The 18,202-nt window shown below is 68.6% G+C and carries 18 protein-coding genes and 1 riboswitch; of the genes, 15 read left to right on the top strand and 3 right to left on the bottom strand.

The genetic code is table 11. The annotated features are described in order from the left end of the window. Window positions 1-48 precede the first annotated feature (48 nt). From DDQ50_RS04945 to DDQ50_RS04935, 3 genes are all read right to left on the bottom strand, one after another. Complete coding sequence (locus tag DDQ50_RS04945; protein ID WP_165829697.1) at window positions 49-1,131, bottom strand: BMP family lipoprotein; 1,083 nt, start codon at window positions 1,129-1,131, stop codon at window positions 49-51. A 161-nt stretch (window positions 1,132-1,292) separates the two neighbouring features. Then, window positions 1,293-2,258, bottom strand: coding sequence for a nucleoside hydrolase (locus DDQ50_RS04940; protein ID WP_116755551.1), 966 nt, complete (start codon window positions 2,256-2,258; stop codon window positions 1,293-1,295). Between the two features lie 77 nt (window positions 2,259-2,335). Then, window positions 2,336-3,487 carry a mannose-1-phosphate guanylyltransferase gene (locus DDQ50_RS04935; protein WP_116755550.1) on the bottom strand — a complete coding sequence of 384 codons (1,152 nt, stop codon included), beginning with the start codon at window positions 3,485-3,487 and terminating at the stop codon, window positions 2,336-2,338. Between the two features lie 114 nt (window positions 3,488-3,601). Between DDQ50_RS04935 and DDQ50_RS04930 the strand changes: the two genes are divergently transcribed. The 15 genes from DDQ50_RS04930 (at window position 3,602) to ribH (ending at window position 18,137) form a co-directional block, all read left to right on the top strand. Further along, window positions 3,602-4,750 carry a glycosyltransferase family 4 protein gene (locus DDQ50_RS04930; RefSeq protein WP_116756103.1) on the top strand — a complete coding sequence of 383 codons (1,149 nt, stop codon included), beginning with the start codon at window positions 3,602-3,604 and terminating at the stop codon, window positions 4,748-4,750. Window positions 4,751-4,820: 70 nt separating this feature from the next. Continuing rightward, the gene (gene sdhC, locus DDQ50_RS04925) at window positions 4,821-5,276 is read left to right on the top strand and encodes a succinate dehydrogenase, cytochrome b556 subunit (RefSeq protein ID WP_116756102.1); all 456 of its coding nucleotides are present in this window, start codon (window positions 4,821-4,823) and stop codon (window positions 5,274-5,276) included. A 2-nt stretch (window positions 5,277-5,278) separates the two neighbouring features. Next, on the top strand, window positions 5,279-5,755 hold the full coding sequence (locus tag DDQ50_RS04920) for a succinate dehydrogenase hydrophobic membrane anchor subunit (protein ID WP_240614236.1): 477 nt from the start codon (window positions 5,279-5,281) through the stop codon (window positions 5,753-5,755). 116 nt (window positions 5,756-5,871) lie between these two features. After that, window positions 5,872-7,659, top strand: a complete 1,788-nt coding sequence (gene sdhA / locus DDQ50_RS04915) for a succinate dehydrogenase flavoprotein subunit (protein ID WP_116756101.1) — start codon at window positions 5,872-5,874, stop codon at window positions 7,657-7,659. Further along, window positions 7,659-8,441 carry a succinate dehydrogenase iron-sulfur subunit gene (locus DDQ50_RS04910; RefSeq protein ID WP_116755548.1) on the top strand — a complete coding sequence of 261 codons (783 nt, stop codon included), beginning with the start codon at window positions 7,659-7,661 and terminating at the stop codon, window positions 8,439-8,441. The genes sdhA and DDQ50_RS04910 overlap by 1 nt, the downstream gene beginning before the upstream one ends. A gap of 713 nt (window positions 8,442-9,154) precedes the next feature. Next, a complete protein-coding gene (locus DDQ50_RS17200; protein WP_165829695.1) occupies window positions 9,155-9,514 on the top strand; it encodes an endonuclease domain-containing protein in 360 nt (119 codons plus the stop codon). 174 nt (window positions 9,515-9,688) lie between these two features. After that, on the top strand, window positions 9,689-10,912 hold the full coding sequence (locus DDQ50_RS04900; RefSeq protein ID WP_240614235.1) for a YihY/virulence factor BrkB family protein: 1,224 nt from the start codon (window positions 9,689-9,691) through the stop codon (window positions 10,910-10,912). 51 nt (window positions 10,913-10,963) lie between these two features. Then, on the top strand, window positions 10,964-11,806 hold the full coding sequence (locus tag DDQ50_RS04895; protein ID WP_116755545.1) for an exodeoxyribonuclease III: 843 nt from the start codon (window positions 10,964-10,966) through the stop codon (window positions 11,804-11,806). A gap of 169 nt (window positions 11,807-11,975) precedes the next feature. Then, on the top strand, window positions 11,976-12,995 hold the full coding sequence (trpS, locus tag DDQ50_RS04890) for a tryptophan--tRNA ligase (protein WP_276308377.1): 1,020 nt from the start codon (window positions 11,976-11,978) through the stop codon (window positions 12,993-12,995). Window position 12,996: 1 nt separating this feature from the next. Then, window positions 12,997-13,566 (top strand): GNAT family N-acetyltransferase, encoded by a 570-nt coding sequence (locus DDQ50_RS04885; RefSeq protein WP_165829694.1) that lies wholly within the window; start codon window positions 12,997-12,999, stop codon window positions 13,564-13,566. Next, complete coding sequence (locus DDQ50_RS04880) at window positions 13,554-14,294, top strand: HAD family hydrolase (protein WP_165829693.1); 741 nt, start codon at window positions 13,554-13,556, stop codon at window positions 14,292-14,294. The genes DDQ50_RS04885 and DDQ50_RS04880 overlap by 13 nt, the downstream gene beginning before the upstream one ends. A gap of 108 nt (window positions 14,295-14,402) precedes the next feature. After that, a riboswitch (FMN riboswitch) is annotated at window positions 14,403-14,551 on the top strand. 75 nt (window positions 14,552-14,626) lie between these two features. Further along, on the top strand, window positions 14,627-15,703 hold the full coding sequence (gene ribD, locus DDQ50_RS04875) for a bifunctional diaminohydroxyphosphoribosylaminopyrimidine deaminase/5-amino-6-(5-phosphoribosylamino)uracil reductase RibD (RefSeq protein ID WP_165829692.1): 1,077 nt from the start codon (window positions 14,627-14,629) through the stop codon (window positions 15,701-15,703). 6 nt (window positions 15,704-15,709) lie between these two features. Next, window positions 15,710-16,357, top strand: coding sequence for a riboflavin synthase (locus DDQ50_RS04870; RefSeq protein ID WP_116755542.1), 648 nt, complete (start codon window positions 15,710-15,712; stop codon window positions 16,355-16,357). Then, window positions 16,354-17,658: a GTP cyclohydrolase II gene (ribA, locus tag DDQ50_RS04865; protein WP_116755541.1), complete on the top strand. Its 1,305-nt coding sequence runs from the start codon at window positions 16,354-16,356 to the stop codon at window positions 17,656-17,658. Before DDQ50_RS04870 ends, ribA begins: the two co-directional genes overlap by 4 nt. Further along, window positions 17,655-18,137 (top strand): 6,7-dimethyl-8-ribityllumazine synthase, encoded by a 483-nt coding sequence (gene ribH / locus DDQ50_RS04860; protein ID WP_116755540.1) that lies wholly within the window; start codon window positions 17,655-17,657, stop codon window positions 18,135-18,137. Before ribA ends, ribH begins: the two co-directional genes overlap by 4 nt. The last annotated feature ends 65 nt before the right edge of the window (window positions 18,138-18,202 follow it).

Here is an 18,202-nt window from a genome sequence, read left to right as displayed (position 1 = left end):
GGCTGGGACTGCCGAAGCAGCCCCAGCCCTCTTACGCGGTGCGGATCGTCAGCTGGCGGGAACCGGGACGATGCTGCCGTCGATGATGCCGGCCTTGATCTCCTCGAGCTTCGCCTTGATCTCGTTGGAGACCTTCGAGTCGAACGAGCCGAAGTCGCTCAGCGCGGTGCCGTCGTTCTCGAGCGTCCCGATGTACGGGTCGACCGTGAACTCGCCGCCGTCAGCGAGCTCGCTGATGACGTCGAAGACGGCGGTGGTCATGCGCTTCTCGACCGAGGTGAGGACCAGGTCGGCGTACTCGGGAGAGGTCACGGCCACGTCCTTGTCGACGCCGAGGAAGACCGCGTTCTTGCCGGACTTCTGGATGGCCTCAGCCGTCGAGGCGAACAGGCCGCCCGCGACGGGGAAGATGACATCCGCGCCCTGGGCGAGCTGGCCCTCCGTGATGGAGAGCGCGCCGGCTGCGTCCTGGAAGCTCGTGGCCGGGTCGGTGTACTGACCGGGGCCGTCGACGGGGGCGCCGAGGACGGTCACCGGGGTGCCGGTCTCGGTCTCGTAGGCCTTGGCGCCGTAGTAGAAGCCCTCCATGAACACGTTGACCGCGTCGATGTCGAGTCCGCCGTAGGTGCCGACGACCTTGGTGGTGCTGTACGCGGCGGCCAGGTAGCCGGCGAGGTAGCTGCTCTGGTCCATCGAGTACTGGATGGGCTTGACGTTGCCGGTGCCGAGGTCGTAGCCGTCGATCCAGACGAAGTGCGAATCGGGGTTCTCGCCGGCGATCTGCTCGAGCGAGCCGTCGCTGAAGTTGAAGCCGACCGCGAAGGTGACGTCGCAACCGGCGTCGACCATCTGGGTCAGGTTGGGGACGAAGTCCTCGGTGTCGTCGGACTCGGCGTCGTTGGTCTCGATGCCCAGGTCGTCCTTGGCCTTCGTGAGGCCGTCGTAGGCCGCCTCGTTGAAGCTCTTGTCGTTCCAGCTGCCCTCATCGGAGACGGCGCAGGCGAGGAAGTCGCTGCCGGCGTCGGTCCCTGCGTCCTCCTCGGGCGGGGCTGCACAGCCCGCGAGGATCAGGGCGCTGGCACCGACGAGTGCGAAGCCTGCGAGGCCGCGCGCGGTAGTGGTTGCTCTCAAGGGGTATACCTCCGTAGACACGCCGCGGCCTGAAGCGGCCGGGCACACGTTCGACGGTCACGTTACCTCTCGGCAAGTCCCCAGTCAGGGGTTGGAACCCGGTCGGAACGAGATAGTTACCAATCCGCGATCAGACCGAAATCTGCGGGAAACCGTCGCGATCAGAGTCCGACGAACGGGCGCTCCGGCGCGGTCGGGAGCGCCAGCAGACTCCGGAGGTAGGCGTAGAACCCCTCGGCGTCGATCCGTTCGATCACCCGCGCGTTCGCCGCGAGATCGTGCACTCCCCACGACATGGCCGAGTAGCCCCGGGTGAGGTCGGACGAGGTCTCGATCTGGACGTTGTAGTCGGCGGCCTCGAGGATCAGCTCGGGGTGGAGCAGGATGCTCGCCGTGAGCGAGTCGGGGTGGGTGGATCCGGGGATGCCGACGGACTCGTCGAACGCGAGGGTGCCCTCGCAGACCCGACGGAAGAAAGCGGACAGCGGGGTGCCGAGCGCGTCCAGCTCGGCGAGGCGCTCACGCGTGAAGACGGCGTCGCGCAGGGTGAGCGGCGCCCAGGGGACGACGGTGATGTCGAAGCCGGCCTCGAACACGACGCGTGCGGCTTCGGGATCGACGTAGAAGTTGTACTCGGCGGCGGCCGTGATGTTGCCCCGCCCGTTGTTCGACCCCCCCATGATGTAGAGCGCACGGGTGTTCGCGACGAACCGCGGGTCCTTCACCACGGCCATCGCGATGTTGGTCAGCGGGCCGATGCAGACGATGGTCAGCTCGCCGGGCGACTCGGCGGTGAGGCGGATGAGCGCGTCGACGGCGTGCTCGTCGGAGGTCTCGAGGCCGGTCAGGTCGAGGTCGAGACCGCCCGACCCGTCGCCGTGCACGTTCTCCGCCGAGACCCACTCGCGCATGAGCGGGCGGCGCGAGCCGAGGTGGATCGGCACATCGGCCAACCGGGCTGCGGCGTTCATGGTCAGCCAGGCGTTGTGGACCTGGCGATCGAAGCCGACGTTGCCGGCGACCATCGTCACGGCGCGCAGGTCGGATTCGGGGTCGAGCAGCCCGACGAGCATGGCGACGCAGTCGTCCTGCGCGGTGTCGGTATCGAGGATGAAGGGAATGGGCACCGGGAAACGCTACCGCTGCCCGCCCACCCCCTCCGGCCGAGACCAGCGGCTATCTCGCCGCCGCGCCCCGGGACGGGTCAGAGGACGTCGGTGCGGCCCGAGAGCTTCAGGGCGTCGACCACGGACTTCACCCGCTGAGCGTGCTCCGAGGTGGTGACCAGAAGCGCGTCCGGGGTGTCGACGACGACGATCCCCTCTACTCCGATGAGCGTGATGAGGCGCCCGGTCTCGCTGACGACGATGCCGCTCGACGAGTCGGCGAGTACGCGGGTGTGCTCACCGAGGATGGCGAGCTCGTTCTTGCGGCCGCCCGACTGGAGCTTGGCGAGCGAGGCGAAGTCTCCGACGTCGTCCCAGGGGAAGTCGGCGGGGACGACGGCGAGCACGCCCTCCTTGGCGGAGGGCTCGGCGACCGAGTAGTCGATGGCGATCTTGGTCAGGCCGGGCCAGACCCGGTCGACGACCGCGCCGCGATCGGGGCCGTCCCAGGCGTCCGCGATCTCGCGAAGCCCGGCGAGCAGTCGGGGCTGAGTCTTGCCGAGCTGCTCGAGCAGGCGGTCCGCGCGGGCGATGAACATTCCCGCGTTCCACAGGTAGCTGCCCGAGTCGACGTACTCCTTCGCGATCTCGAGGCTCGGCTTCTCAACGAACCCGGTGACGCTCAGCGCGCTCGGTGCACCCGCGATCGTGACGGGGCCGCCGCAGTGGATGTAGCCGAAAGCGATCGCCGGCTCCGTCGGCTGCATGCCGATCGTCGCGATGTAGCCCGCATCCGCGAGCGCCACGGCCTCGATGACGGCCTGACGGAAGCGTCGGTTGTCGCCCACGACGTGGTCGGCGGCGAAGGATCCGATGATGACGCCCGGCTCGCGCTTCTCGAGGATCGCCGCGGCGAGGCCGATGGCGGCGGAGGAGTCCTTGCCCTCGCTCTCGAGGACGATGTTCGCGTCGCTCAGCTCGGGCAGCTGCGCCTCGACCGCGGCGCGATGGGCGCGACCCGTGACGACCATGATGCGGTCGGTGCCCGAGATGGGGGCGAGCCTGTTCCAGGTGTCGCGGAGGATCGTCTGACCGGAGCCGGTCAGGTCGTGCAGGAACTTCGGGGCGCTGGCCCGGGACAGCGGCCAGAGCCGCGATCCGATGCCGCCGGCGGGGATCACGCTGTAGAAGCGGTCGACCGCCTCGGGTTCGGTGCCGCGGCCACGCCAGGAGATTCCGGAGTCAGTCATGCCAAGAGACTATCCGGGGGTGTGACGCGCGCCCCCTATTCATTCCCCCTCCCTTCATCTGCGCGACGCGTGCAGGATGCCGGGGCGGCGACCGGCGTCCGTAACGTGCGGCGCATGAGGGTCGCCGTCGTGAGCGAGAGCTTCCTGCCCACCGTCAACGGGGTGACCACGAGCGTCGCCCGGGTTCTCGAGCACCTCGCCGCGGGCGGGCACGAGGCAGTTGTACTCAGCCCCGGAGCCGGAGCGCCATCCGAGTACGCCGGGTTCCGCGTGCACAGGATGCCAGCCGTCGCCTACCGGCAGTTCCCGGTCGGCCTCCCGAGCCCGTCCGTCCAGCGGGTGCTCGACGAATTCGCGCCCGATGTGGTGCACGCGGCGAGCCCGTTCCTGCTCGGCGGGCATGCACTGTCGGCGGCACGAAAGAGAGGGACGCCGTCGGTGGCGATCTACCAGACCGACGTCGCCGGATTCGCCCGCCGCAACCGGCTGGGCGTGACCTCGTCTCTCGCCTGGCAGCTCGTCCGCCGGGTGCACGAGAACGCAGACCTGACCCTCGTCCCGAGCAGCGCGGCGCTCACCGACTGCAGGGCCGCCGGCATCCCCCGGCTGGCCAGGTGGGGTCGCGGGGTCGACCTCGAGCGCTACCACCCGCGCAACCGGGACAGCCCCGCGGTGCGGGCGCTCCGGGACCAGCTGGCACCCAGCGGTGAGACCGTCGTCGGGTACATCGGCCGGATCGCACCCGAGAAGCAGGTCGAACGACTGCGCGAGCTCCGCGGACTGCCCGGGGTCCGATTCGCCATCGTGGGCGATGGGCCCGCGACGGCCTCGGTCCAGCGGGCGCTGCGCGGGATGCCGGTGACCTGGCTCGGCCGACTCGGCGGTACGGCGCTCGCCGATGCCTACGCCGCACTCGACGTCTTCGTGCACACCGGGACGGAGGAGACGTTCGGGCAGACGATCCAGGAGGCCCACGCATCGGGTCTTCCCGTCGTGGCACCGGCGGCGGGCGGTCCGATCGATCTCGTCGACACGGGGGTCGACGGCGCCCTCTTCGATCCCGCGCTGCCCGGGGGGCTCCGCGGGGCGGTGGAACCGCTCACCTCCGACGCGCTCGATCGGGCCCGTCTCGGCGAGGCCGGACGCCGCCGGGTGCTGGGCCGGTCATGGGAGACGGTCTGCCGCGAGCTCATCGGCCATTACGACGCCGTCCGAACCGCGCGTTCCCTGACAGCCGGCGCCGGAAGCCCCGAGGTGGCCTGAGCACCTCCCGCGGCGGCTTACACTGGTGGAAGTCATACCCGACCAGGGAAGGTGGGAATTCGTCGTGTCGCTGAAGAGCACCGATCTCCCCGCACCTGCACCGGCCCGCAAGCTCCGTCCCACGCGCACTGCGGGTCGGTTCTCGCTTCCCAAGCGACCTGCTGGAACGGTGTATCGCGGCGGCGAAGGAATGTGGTCGTGGGTGCTTCACCGCATCACCGGCGTGGCCATCTACTTCTTCCTGCTGGTGCACATCCTCGACACCGCACTCGTGCGCGTGAGTCCCGAGGCGTACAACGCGGTCATCAACACCTACAAGAACCCGATCATGGGTCTCGGCGAACTGGGCCTCGTGGCTGCCATCGGTTTCCACGCGCTCAACGGCATCCGGATCATCCTGATCGACTTCTGGAGCGTCGGCACCCGCAACCAGCGGCTGATGTTCTGGATCGTCATCGCGCTCTGGGCCGTGCTCATGCTCGGCTTTGCACCGCGCCACCTCATGCACGTCTTCGGAGGTGAATGAGCATGTCGGTGAGCATCGAATCCCCGCGGGTCAAGCCCGCGCCGCGTCGTGGCGTCAACTGGGAGAAGTGGGGCTGGCTCTACATGCGCGCCTCCGGCGTGCTGCTGGTCGTGCTGATCTTCGGCCACCTCTTCGTCAACCTCTACGCGGGTGAGGGCGTCTCGGCCCTCGACTTCGGCTTCGTGGCCGGCAAGTGGGCGAGTCCGTTCTGGCAGTGGTACGACTTCGCACTGCTGTGGCTCGCGCTCATCCACGGCTCCAACGGCATGCGCACGATCATCAACGACTACACGACGGTCCCGATCGGCGGCACGCGTCTGCGTCGCCTGTTCACGCCGCATTACATCTTCAAGACCCTGCTGGTCGGCTCGACCATCGTCCTCCTCGTGCTCGGAACCCTTGTGATCTTCACGTTCGACCCCTGTCCTTCCGGCGCCCCCGCCGATCTGCTCCCCACCTTCTGCGCGGCTCGCTCGTGAGCGCGGAGAAGAAGACGGGGCTCTTCCCCCGTCTGACGGACGAGCGCGGCACCACGGCGGGCGATGTCCGCAACGCGGAGGACCCTGCGTCCTTCGCCGAGCAGGGCACCGGCCGCGTGGTCGACGGCATTCACTACCACCAGTTCGACATCGTCATCGTGGGCGCCGGCGGCGCCGGCATGCGCGCGGCGATCGAGGCGGGGCCCAAGGCCAACACCGCCGTTATCTCGAAGCTGTACCCGACGCGTTCGCACACGGGTGCGGCCCAGGGCGGCATGGCTGCGGCCCTCGCCAACGTCGAAGAGGACAGCTGGGAGTGGCACACCTTCGACACCGTCAAGGGCGGCGACTACCTCGTCGACCAGGACGCGGCGGAGATCCTCGCGAAAGAGGCGATCGACGCGGTCATCGACCTCGAGAACATGGGCCTGCCGTTCAACCGCACGCCCGACGGCAAGATCGACCAGCGCCGCTTCGGCGGTCACACGGCCGAGCACGGCAAGACGCCGGTGCGTCGCGCCTGCTATGCGGCCGACCGCACAGGCCACATGATCCTGCAGACGCTCTACCAGAACTGCGTCAAGCACGGCATCAACTTCTTCAACGAGTTCTACGTGCTCGACCTCACGATGACCGAGGTCACGGAGAACGGCAAGAAGGTCAAGCGGCCCACCGCGGTCGTCGCCTACGAGCTGGCCACGGGCGAGCTGCACGTGTTCCAGGCGAAGGCCTTCATCTTCGCCACTGGCGGTTTCGGCAAGATCTACAAAACGACCTCGAACGCGCACACCCTCACCGGTGACGGCGTCGGCATCATCTGGCGCAAGGGCCTCCCCCTCGAGGACATGGAGTTCTTCCAGTTCCACCCGACGGGACTCGCAGGGCTCGGCATCCTTCTCACCGAGGGCGCCCGAGGCGAGGGCGCGATCCTGCGCAACGGCGACGGCGAGCGCTTCATGGAGCGCTACGCCCCGACCATCAAGGACCTCGCACCGCGCGACATCGTCTCCCGCTGCATGGTCCAGGAGGTCGCGGAGGGTCGTGGCGCCGGTCCCCTCAAGGACTACGTGCTCCTCGACTGCACCCACCTGGGTGCCGAGGTGCTCGAGACCAAGCTGCCCGACATCACCGAGTTCGCGCGCACCTACCTGGGCGTCGACCCCGTCGTCGAGCCGGTGCCCGTCATGCCGACCGCGCACTACGCGATGGGCGGCATCCCGACCAACATCCGCGCCGAGGTGCTCGCCGACAACGACACGGTCGTTCCCGGCCTCTACGCCGCCGGTGAATGCGCCTGCGTCTCGGTGCACGGGTCGAACCGTCTCGGCACCAACTCGCTGCTCGACATCAACGTGTTCGGCAAGCGCGCCGGAAACTACGCCGTCGAATACGCGAGGACCGCCGAGTTCGTGCCCCTGCCCGACGACCCCGCGAAGGAGATCCGCGAACTCGTCGAGACCCTCCAGGCGTCGAAGGGCACCGAGCGCATCGCAGCCATCCGCAAGGAGCTGCAGGACGAGATGGACAAGAAGGCCCAGGTGTTCCGCACCGAGGAATCCCTCGGTGAGATGATGGAGATCATCGTCGGGCTGCGTGAGCGCTACCGCAACATCGCCGTCCAGGACAAGGGCAAGCGGTTCAACACCGACCTGCTCGAGGCCATCGAGCTGGGCTTCCTGCTCGACCTCGCCGAGGTCGTCGTCTACTCGGCACGCAACCGACACGAGAGCCGGGGCGGTCACATGCGAGACGACTTCCCGAAGCGCGATGACGACGGCTACATGCAGCACACCATGGCCTACCTGACCGGCGACCCGCACTCGTCCCACGCGGACGACCACATCGAACTCGGCTGGAAGCCCGTCGTGGTGACCAACTACCAGCCGATGGAGAGGAAGTACTGATGTCGACACTCATCGTCGACGCCGTCGAGGCTCCCACCCAGTCGAGCATCTCCGACCTCGAAGCAGGCCCTCCCGGGTCGTTCGTCGTCACCCTCATCATCCGCCGGTTCATCCCCGAGATCGATGAGGAGCCGCGCTGGCAGGACTTCGATGTCCGCGTCCTCCCCACGGACCGCATCCTCGATGCGCTGCACAAGATCAAGTGGGAGCAGGACGGCTCGCTGACATTCCGCCGTTCGTGCGCGCACGGCATCTGCGGTTCGGATGCGATGCGCATCAACGGCCGCAACCGTCTCGCCTGCAAGACCCTGATCAAGGATCTCGACCCGACGCAGCCCATCTACGTCGAGGCGATCAAGGGCCTTCCGCTCGAGAAGGACCTGATCGTCGACATGGAGCCGTTCTTCGAGTCGTACCGTCAGATCCAGCCGTTCCTGCAGGCCAGCGGCAACCCGGTGCGCGAGCGCACCCAGAGCGTCGCCGCCCGCGAGCGCTTCGACGACACGACCAAGTGCATCCTCTGCGCGGCGTGCACCTCGTCGTGCCCGGTGTTCTGGACCGACGGCCAGTACTTCGGGCCGGCCGCGATCGTCAACGCGCACCGCTTCATCTTCGACGACCGCGACGAGGCCGCCAAGGTGCGCCTCGACATCCTCAACGACAAAGAAGGCGTGTGGCGCTGCCGCACCACATTCAACTGCTCCGAGGCCTGCCCCCGCGGCATCGAGGTCACGAAGGCCATCCAGGAAGTCAAGCAAGCAGTCCTCCGCGGCCACGCCTGACCTCTCCCTCAGCCCTTTCGCTCAGCAGGTGAAATCGGCCCGTTCCTCTCGCTCAGCAGGCAGAAATGCCGTCAGCAGGTGGAATCGGTCAGATTTCACCTGCTGAGCGTGTTTCAACCTGCTGAGCGAAAGCGCGGCTCGTGTCCTGCAGAGTCGTCTGAGTGCCGGACTTCTCTACAGGCGGCCGCAAGCGACCGCAACGATGGCCCTTGCCCGGCCATCGTCTCGGTATGACCCGGTTGCTCAGCCGCCCGCTTCTTTCGACCGCCGAACTGCGCTCCCGCGGCTTTGGAGCTGCAGACATCGCCCGGGCCGTCCGCGAAGAGCGCCTGTGGCAGGTGCATCGCGGGTGGTACGCCGAGCCCGGGACCGATGCGCAGATGATCCGTGCCATGCGAGCGGGCGGACGAATCGGGTGCGTCTCAGCCCTCCGGCTCTACGGATCATGGTGCCCACCGGACTCCGGACTGCACATCGCGATGCCGGCCTCGTCTTCCGGTCGACGGCTCGCGCGGTCCCGCGAAGACGGCAAGGGCGAGGACGTCACAGCGCACTGGGGGTCCAAACTCACGCACCAGGAGTGGTCGACTGGCGCGAGCACCATTGAACGAGCGCTCGGTCACCTTCTCGAATGCCAACCGGCCCACTACTCCGTTGCGGTTCTCGACTCGCTTCTTCATCGACGGGTCCTCAGCACGAGAACGATCGAGAAGATGACGGCCACCCTTCCTCCTCATCGGACAACCCTGCTCTCTTCACTCGACGAGCGAAGCGAGGAGGGTATCGAGTCCATCGCCCGATTCCGCCTGCTTCAGTCGGGAATCCGCGCCGTTCCTCAAGTGGTCGTCGGCGAGATCGGTCGAGTGGATCTGCTCATCGGCGAGCGACTGGTCATCGAGCTCGATGGACGTGAAACGCACGCGCAGCGGGAGGCATTCACGAAGGATCGGCGTCGCACCGCCTTACTCACCCAGGGGGGCTACACGGTTCTCCATTTCAGCTACGCCCAGGTCATCTATGACTGGAATCTCATTCTCACCACTATCCAAGCCGCCCTCTCGCTCAGCAGGTGAAAAGGCGCTCAGCAGGCCGGATAGCCCGAATTCCAACTGCTGGACACACTTTCGCCTGCTGAGCGAGGGGAGACGGGGCATTTCGCCTGCTGAGGGAGAGGGCGGGGCGCGGAGAGTGAGCTCGCGTTCAGGTTGGGGCCAGGGTGCTCACAGCGGGCTCACTAGGGTTGGAGCGTGGCCAAGTCTCCTGATGCGCAAGCGGTGAAGGACGACGAATACGAGACCCCCGCGGTCGGTGCCAAAGCGACTCCCGAGGAGCCGAAGACGGGTTTCGCGGCGCTGATCGCCAAGATCCTCGCCCTGCGCCCCGTCCGCGTCTTCCTGCACTACGGTGCCAACGGCGGGGCGCTTCTCGCCGCCGGCATGACCTACCAGGCGGTCTTCGCGCTCTTCGCAGCCATCTGGGTCGCCTTCTCGGTGCTCGGTTTCGTCGTCGCCGCCAACCCCACGCTCCAGCAGGCGATCTTCGACGCGATCAACAACGCGGTGCCCGGCATCGTCGGCGAGGACGGCCTCATCTCGCCCGACACCCTCGAATCGACCGACGGACTCACCTGGACCGCCGCCATCGCGCTCATCGGTCTGCTTCTCACCGCCGTCGGATTCCTCGCCTCCATGCGGGACGCCATCCGCCGCATCTTCGACCTTCCCACCCTCGCCGCGCCCTTCGCGATCCAGAAGGCCAAGGACCTCGGCCTGGCGTTCGGCTTCGGCGCCGTCATCCTGATCTCCGCGATCCTCTCCGTCGTCAGCACCGCCGCCCTCGGCGCCGTCTTCGGGCTCCTCGGGATCGACGACGAGTCCCTCTTCGCCGTCATCGTCGCTCGCATCATCGGCTACGTCATCGTGTTCGCCATCGACCTGCTCACCCTGGCAGCCGCCTACCGGATCCTCTCCGCGATCCGCATCCCGCCCAAGCGCCTCTTCGCCGGAGCCGCGATCGGCGCCGCCGCCCTGGGCGTACTCAAGGCGGCCGTGACGCTCGGCCTCATCGGAGGCACAGGCAGCAACCCGCTCCTGGCCGGGTTCGCGGTTCTTGGCCTCATGATCTTCCTCAACTTCGTCTGTCAGGCGATGCTCATCGCCGCCTCGTGGATCTCGGTCGGCATGAAGGACGCCGGCATCGACCCCCGCTCGCTGTCCGAGGAGGAGCTCGAGCTCGAGCACGCGCGCCAGCTCGAAGACGCCCGACGCCTCGTCGCGAAGTCGAATCTGGAGCGGGCGAAAGAGGAGTACCGCGGGGCCCGCGGAATCCGCAAGTGGAGGCTCGCCCGACAGATCCGCAGCGACGCTCGCGAAGAGGCGAAGCGCCGCGAGTCCGTTCCCACGACCGACGAGCTGGCCAAGGCCGACGACCTCGAGACGAAGACCGGCAGCAAGGCCGCGGCCAAGTCCTGACCCGATCCCGACGTCCGGTGCCTGTCGGAGGGCCGACCTAGGATCGAACGCGTGCCCTCCCCCACACGCCTCCGCATCGCCACTGTCAACGCCAACGGAATTCGCGCCGCCTACCGCCGCGGAATGGGCGACTGGCTGTCCGCGCGCGACGTCGACATCCTGGCCATCCAAGAGGTCCGTGCCTCCACGGAGGATGTCGAGGAGCTCCTCGGACCCGAGTGGAACATCCTCCACGACGCGGCGACCGCCAAAGGCCGCGCCGGCGTGGCCATCGCGAGCCGCGACAAGGCCAGCATCCACCGGGTGACCATCGGCGACGACGAGTTCGACACCTCCGGCCGCTGGCTCGAGGCGGATTACGAGGTTGCCGGCAACCTCGTCACCGTGGTCAGCGCCTACGTGCACTCGGGCGAAGCCGATACCCAGAAGCAGGTCGACAAGTACGCCTTCCTCGACGCGATGGAGCGCCGCCTGCCCGAGATCGCAGCGCACAGCCCCTATGCGATCGTGCTCGGCGACCTCAACGTGGGGCACCGGACTCTCGACATCCGCAACTGGAAGGGCAACGTCAAGCGCGCCGGATTCCTCCCCGACGAACGGGCCTACTTCGACCGCTTCGTCGGAGCGGAGGGCGCCGACGACTACAATACGGGCGGCGGTCTGGGCTGGGTGGATGTCGGACGCAAGGCGGCCGGCGAGGTCGACGGCCCGTACACCTGGTGGTCCTGGCGCGGCAAGGCGTTCGACAACGACAGCGGCTGGCGGATCGACTACCACCTCGCCACCAAGGCCCTCGCCGACACCGCCGCCGAATACTCCGTCGATCGGGCTGCCACCTACGACACCCGGTTCTCGGACCACACCCCGGTTGTCGCCGACTACCTCCTCCCCTGACGCCACCGCTGGCGGGAAGCCGGGCCTGAGGCCGCGGACCTGACGCCTTCACGAGTGCGCACGTTCCGGGCGCATGTGCACGCCGGAACGTGCGTTCTCGCCCGGAACACCAGCGCCAGCGGGGAAGCGCCCGATCCGACGGCAGTGACCGCCGATCTAGAATCGTCGGGTGACATCCGCCGACAAGCCCCGCCTCTTCTCCGGCATGCAGCCGAGCGCCGACTCGCTGCAGATCGGCAACTACATCGGCGCTCTGCTCCAATGGCGGGACATGCAGGAGAGCCACGACGCGATCTTCTGCGTCGTCGACCTCCACGCTCTGACCGCACCGCAGGATCCCGCCGAGCTGCGCCAGCAGATCAGGCGCACGGTCGCCCAGTACATCGCCGCGGGCATCGACCCCGAGAAGTCGACGCTCTTCGTTCAGTCGCACGTGCCCGCGCACGCCGAACTGGCCTGGGTACTGGACACGATCACGGGCTTCGGCGAGGCGAGCCGGATGACGCAGTTCAAGGACAAGTCGGCCCGTCAGGGCACCGATGCGGCGTCCGTCGGCCTCTTCGCCTACCCGATCCTCATGGCCGCCGACATCCTGCTCTACGACACGAAGGTGGTGCCGGTCGGCGACGACCAGCGCCAGCACATCGAGCTGACCCGTGACCTCGCGGAGCGCTTCAACGCCCGGTTCGGCCCCACGTTCGTGGTGCCGAACGCGATGATCCAGGGCGAGACGGCGCGCATCTACGACCTGCAGAACCCGACCTCGAAGATGAGCAAGTCCGCTGCATCCGACGCCGGAGTGGTGTGGCTCCTCGACGACCCCAGCAGGACGGCGAAGAAGATCAAGTCGGCCGTCACCGACACCGGCCGTGAGGTCGTCTTCGACCGGGAGAACAAGCCCGGCGTCTCGAACCTGCTCACCATCCTGTCCGCGTTCGGCGGCACCCCGATCCCCGACCTCGAATCGGAATACTCCGGCCGTGGCTACGGCGACCTCAAGAAGGACGTCGCCGAGGTCGTCGTCGAGGTGTTCAGCCCCATCCGCGCGCGCACCCTCGAACTGCTCGGCGACCCGGCCGAGCTCGATCGGATCCTGGCACCCGCCGCCGACCGCGCCAACGAGATCGCGGAGGCCAAGCTGGCCGAGGTGTACGACAAGATCGGTCTCCTGCGCCGCCCGAAGCGCTGACGTGCAGCCCGTCGTCCTGCGCACCGAGCGCCTGGTGCTCGACCAGCCGACCGACGCCGACATCGATGCCATCGCCGAGTACTGCGACGACCCGCTGTTCGAGCGTTTCATGACCCTGCCCTCTCCGTACGCCAGGACGGACGCGGAGCAGTGGGTGCTGAGGGTGGTCCCCGGCGGATGGGCGGCCGCGACCGACCTGAACTGGGTCATCCGCACCGCTCCCGGCGGCCGACTCGTCGGCGCCATCGGTCACCGGGCGGCCCTGACGGATGTCGGCTTCTGGCTGGGTCGGCCCCATCGCGGCCACGGATACATGACCGAGGCCGTCGGCTCCGTCATCGACTGGCTGTTCTCCCGCGGAATCCCGACCGTCCAGTGGGAGTGCCTCGAAGGCAACCGCGCCTCGGCGGCGGTCGCACGACGCGCGGGATTCCGCTTCACCGGCATCGCACCGAGTGACGTGACCGCTCGGGACGGAACCCATCCCCCGGCCTGGCACGGGGAACGCGATCGGACGGATCGTGGCGCGACGGCGCGATCCCTGGCCAGCTGGCCGGAGTGGACCTCGTGAAACCGCGCCTCGTCCTGTTCGATCTCGACGACACCCTCTTCCGCCATCGGGAGGCCGTCGAAGCGGCTGCAGCCGCGAGTCTCACGGCACTCGACCCGGCTGCCAGCGAGTCGCGCACCGCCGAGGAGGTGGGGCGCTGGCACGAGCTGGAGGAGCACCACTACCACCGCTACCTCTCGGGCGAACTCGACTACCTGGGGCAGCGTCGAGCCCGCGCGCGCGACTTCGTCGAGCCCTACGGGATCGACCTCGCCGACGACCGGGAGGCCGAGGCCTGGTTCGAGGGCTATCTCACGGGGTATCGCGCCGCATGGACCCTCCACGACGACGCGCTCCCCTGCCTGGACGACCTCGAGGAGGCGTTCCCCGGTGTGCGATTCGGCATCATCACGAACGGCGACCTCGACTTCCAGTTGGACAAGATCGACACGGTCCGACTCGCTCCCCGCATCGAGCACGTCATCGCGTCGGGGGCTCTCGGAGTCACCAAGCCGGATCCGGCGATCTTCCGGCACGCCTGCGAGGTCTTCGACATCGCCCCCTCCGACAGCGTCTACATCGGCGACCGCCTGCGCACCGACGCCATCGGGGCCGCGCGTGCCGGCCTGACCGGCGTCTGGCTCGATCGACGCGGCATCACCCCGCCGTCCGACGACGCGGCGGAGGCGGAGGCACTCGGCATCGTCGAAATCACGCGCCTCCTGGATCTGGTCGGCGCGCTCCGCTGACCTCGGCAGCTCCGTCGAGCGCCGACGGCACGGATCCCCTGGTCGGGGCGGGGACTGGCGTCCGGGAATAAGCGGGCTCACCAGACGTTGCGCTATAACAGAACAAGCAATGTGCTCCGGGGTCGGTGTAATTCCGAACCGGCGGTGATAGTCCGCGAACCCGCCGTCCGCATCTCACGCGAGTGAGACGAGGTCGACGGGCCGATCCGGTGGAATTCCGGTACCGACAGTCAAAGTCTGGATGAGAGGCGCACAGGCGGAATCGGCGATGCCGGTGCCGCCAGAGAGCCTCGCGCGCCCCCCGGAGTCCGATACCAGGACACGAGGATGAGATGAGCGACACGCTCCGCGAATCGCCGGTCGACGCAGCAGCGCTCGAGACCGCGATGAGCCGCGCGCTCGAACTCGCCCTTCGCGGCCCGGCGTGGGCCGAGAACCCGCAGGTCGGCGCTGTCATCCTCGATTCCGACGGGCGGATCCTCTCCGAGGGCTGGCACCGCGGAGTCGGCACCGCGCACGCCGAGGTCGACGCGCTCTCCCGGCTCGCTCGCGGCGAGGCACGCGGCACCACTGCGGTCGTCACCCTCGAGCCCTGCAATCACACCGGCCACACCGGACCCTGCAGCGTCGCGCTCATCGAGGCGGGCGTCGCCCGGGTCGTCTACGCCATGGCGGATCCGAACGACGTCGCGGCGGGTGGCGCCGAGCGTCTCCGAAACGCCGGAGTCGAAGTCATCAGCGACGTGCTCGCGGATCGCGCCGCTGAGCTGCTGCACGGCTGGACCACCGCCGTCCGCCTCGGCCGGCCGTACGTGACCGTCAAGTGGGGCTCCTCGCTCGACGGGCGGATCGCGGCCGCCGACGGGTCGAGTCAGTGGATCACCGGACCCGAGGCGCGCGCCGACGTGCACCTGCGCCGCGCAGCGGCCGGAGCGATCGTCGCGGGAACGGGCACCGTGCTCGCCGACGATCCCCGACTGACGGCGCGCGGATCCGACGGCGACCTCGCCGACGGGCAGCCGCTCGCCGTCGTCTTCGGCCGGCGGGACGTCCCCGCCGACGCGGCGGTGCGCGAGCACCCCCGCGGATTCGTCCAGTTCGACGGGCGCGACCCCGCCGGGCACCTGGCCGAGCTGTGGGACCGCGGCATCCGCAGCGTCTTCGTCGAAGGCGGACCGACCGTCGCCGCCGCACTCGCGCGAGCGGGACTGGTCGACGAGTACCTGCTCTACCTCGCACCGGTCCTCATCGGCGGTCCCCGACTCGCCTTCGACGACCTCGGCGTCGCCACGCTGGGCGAGGCACAACGCCTCGACCTCGTCTCCGTCGATCGCCTCGGCGGCGACCTCCGCATCATCGCCCGACCCACCGCGCACGCGGATGGGCCCGCTTCAGACACGAACGGATGACCTGAGATGTTCACCGGAATCATCGAAGAGATCGGCGAGGTCACCTCGCTCGAGACGCTCGGCGACGGGTCGGCGCGGATCACCGTGCACGCACCCGTCGCGGTGAGCGACGCCCGCCACGGCGACTCCATCTCGGTGGGCGGCGTCTGCCTCACCGTCATCGATCAGGGAGCCGACTGGTTCGCCGCCGACGTCATGGGGCAGACCCTCGCGGTCTCCGCCCTCGGCGCCGTTCGCGTCGGGAGCTCGGTCAACCTCGAACGCGCCATGCAAGCCGGTGCCCGACTCGGCGGTCACATCGTCCAGGGTCACGTCGACGGGACCGCGCAGCTGCTCACCCGCTCGGACGAGGGCACCTGGCGCGTGCTCCGCTTCAGTCTTCCGGCCGAGCTGGCCCCCCTCGTCGTCGACAAGGGATCCATCACCGTCGCGGGTGTCTCGCTGACGGTCTCGGCGGTCAGCGAACCGTCTGCGGCCGACGCCTGGTTCGAGGTCAGCCTCATCCCCGAGACCCTCACTGCGACAACCCTCGGATCGCTCGAACCGGGCGACCCCGTCAACATCGAGACCGACGTCCTGGCGCGCCATGTGCAGCGCCTCGCCGCATTCGCAACATCCACCGCAGCAGCGGTGGCAGAAGGAGGTGCGAGATGACTCTCGCCAGTATCCCCGCCGTGCTCGCAGAACTGCGCGCCGGCAAGCCCATCATCGTGGCCGACGACGAGGCCCGCGAGAACGAGGGTGACGTCATCCTCGCCGCGCAGTTCGCCACCCAGGAGTGGCTCACCTGGACGATCCGCAACACGTCGGGCTTCATCTGCGCACCCATGACGAACGAGATCGCCGACCGGCTCGAGCTGCCGGTCATGGTCGCCAACAACCAGGACTCGCGCGGCACGAACTACACCGTGACCGTCGATGCCGCGGACCGGCTGTCGACCGGCATCAGCGCGGCCGACCGCGCCCACACGCTGCGCGTCCTCTCGAACGAGGAGTCGCTGCCCGCGAGCCTCATCCGCCCCGGTCACATCCTCCCGCTGCGCGCGGCGCCCGGCGGTGTGATCGAGCGCGCAGGCCACACCGAGGCGGCGGTCGACCTGATGCGTCTCGCCGGTCTGACCCCCGTCGCGGCGATCGGCGAGGTCATGGGCGACGACGGAGAGATGACCCGTCTTCCCGGGCTGATCGAACTCGGCGAGCGCGACGGGATCCTCGTCACCACGATCGAGGCGCTCATCGCCTACATCCAGGACAACCCAGGGGTCCTCCCCCTCGACGGAACCGCGTCGCCCGTCTCCGAGTCGCCCCGCGTCCGGTTCGAGGTCGAGACGACCGTGCCCACGACTCACGGCCCGTTCCGCATGCGCGCCTACCGCGACAACCAGACCGGTGCCGACCACATCGCGATCATCGCCGGTGAGCCGGCCGCCGGAAGCCTCGTCCGCGTGCACTCGGAGTGCCTGACCGGTGAGGCCTTCGGATCGCTGAAGTGCGAGTGCGGTCCGCAACTCGACGCGGCGCTCGACACGATCCAGCGGGAGGGCGGAACGGTCATATATCTGCGCGGCCACGAGGGGCGCGGTATCGGCCTCATCAACAAGCTGCGCGCCTACCGTCTGCAGGAGGACGGCCTCGACACCCTCGACGCCAATCTGGCGCTCGGTCTGCCGGCTGATGCCCGCGACTACGGTGCGGCGACCGCGATCCTCGAGGACCTCGGCATCGACTCCGTGCGACTGCTCACCAACAACCCCGACAAGGTCAGCCAGCTCGAGGCGCGCGGGGTGACGGTGACCGAGAGGGTGCCGCTCGTCGTGGGTGTGACCCCGTTCAACGAGGGCTATCTCGAGGCGAAGCGTGACCGCATGGGGCACCAGATCATCGCCGAGCAGCTGGAGCACGCTGCCGTCGGCGGACCGGCGGAGAGCATAGCCACGGAAGGACTGAGCCGATGAGCGGACACGGAGCACCCAGCGGAGACGTCAGCGACCTCGACGCGAGCGGACTGGCCGTCACCATCGTCGCCGGCCGCTGGCACGACGAGATCGCCGACGGCCTGCTCGCGGGTGCGCGCCGCACGCTCGAGGCGACGGGAGCGACGATCACCGTGATCTCCGCTCCCGGCAGCTTCGAACTGCCGGTGCTCGCCAAGGCGGCGTTGGAGGCGGGGGCCGACGCGGTCGTGGCGCTCGGTGTCATCATCCGCGGCGGCACGCCGCACTTCGAGTTCGTCTCGGACGCCGCGACGACGGGCCTCACGCAGGTCGCGATCCAAACGGGTAAGCCCATCGGGTTCGGTGTGCTGACCCTCGACGACGAGCAGCAGGGTCTCGACCGGGCGGGCCTGCCGGGGTCGAAGGAGGACAAGGGCACGGAGGCGGCGGAAGCGGCCGTCCGCACGGCACTGGCGATCAGGGAGATCCGCGGCGCCTGACCGTGAGCCTCGGCCGGGCGGGCGATCGCCCGGCCGGCTCATGAGGCGCGACCCCCAAAGAGACT

This window comes from Amnibacterium flavum (genome assembly GCF_003097495.1).
In the GTDB taxonomy this organism is placed as follows: Bacteria; Actinomycetota; Actinomycetes; order Actinomycetales; family Microbacteriaceae; genus Naasia; species Naasia flava.
This window is presented reverse-complemented; position numbering and strand designations above follow the sequence as displayed.

Coding starts and splice junctions, on each gene's coding strand:
- DDQ50_RS04920 (WP_240614236.1), top strand. CDS start 5,279: ATGTCGGTGAGCATCGAATCCCCGCGGGTCAAGCCCGCGCCGCGTCGT.
- DDQ50_RS04870 (WP_116755542.1), top strand. CDS start 15,710: ATGTTCACCGGAATCATCGAAGAGATCGGCGAGGTCACCTCGCTCGAG.
- DDQ50_RS04910 (WP_116755548.1), top strand. CDS start 7,659: ATGTCGACACTCATCGTCGACGCCGTCGAGGCTCCCACCCAGTCGAGC.
- ribD (WP_165829692.1), top strand. CDS start 14,627: ATGAGCGACACGCTCCGCGAATCGCCGGTCGACGCAGCAGCGCTCGAG.
- DDQ50_RS04930 (WP_116756103.1), top strand. CDS start 3,602: ATGAGGGTCGCCGTCGTGAGCGAGAGCTTCCTGCCCACCGTCAACGGG.
- ribA (WP_116755541.1), top strand. CDS start 16,354: ATGACTCTCGCCAGTATCCCCGCCGTGCTCGCAGAACTGCGCGCCGGC.
- DDQ50_RS17200 (WP_165829695.1), top strand. CDS start 9,155: ATGACGGCCACCCTTCCTCCTCATCGGACAACCCTGCTCTCTTCACTC.
- ribH (WP_116755540.1), top strand. CDS start 17,655: ATGAGCGGACACGGAGCACCCAGCGGAGACGTCAGCGACCTCGACGCG.
- DDQ50_RS04935 (WP_116755550.1), bottom strand. CDS start 3,487: ATGACTGACTCCGGAATCTCCTGGCGTGGCCGCGGCACCGAACCCGAG.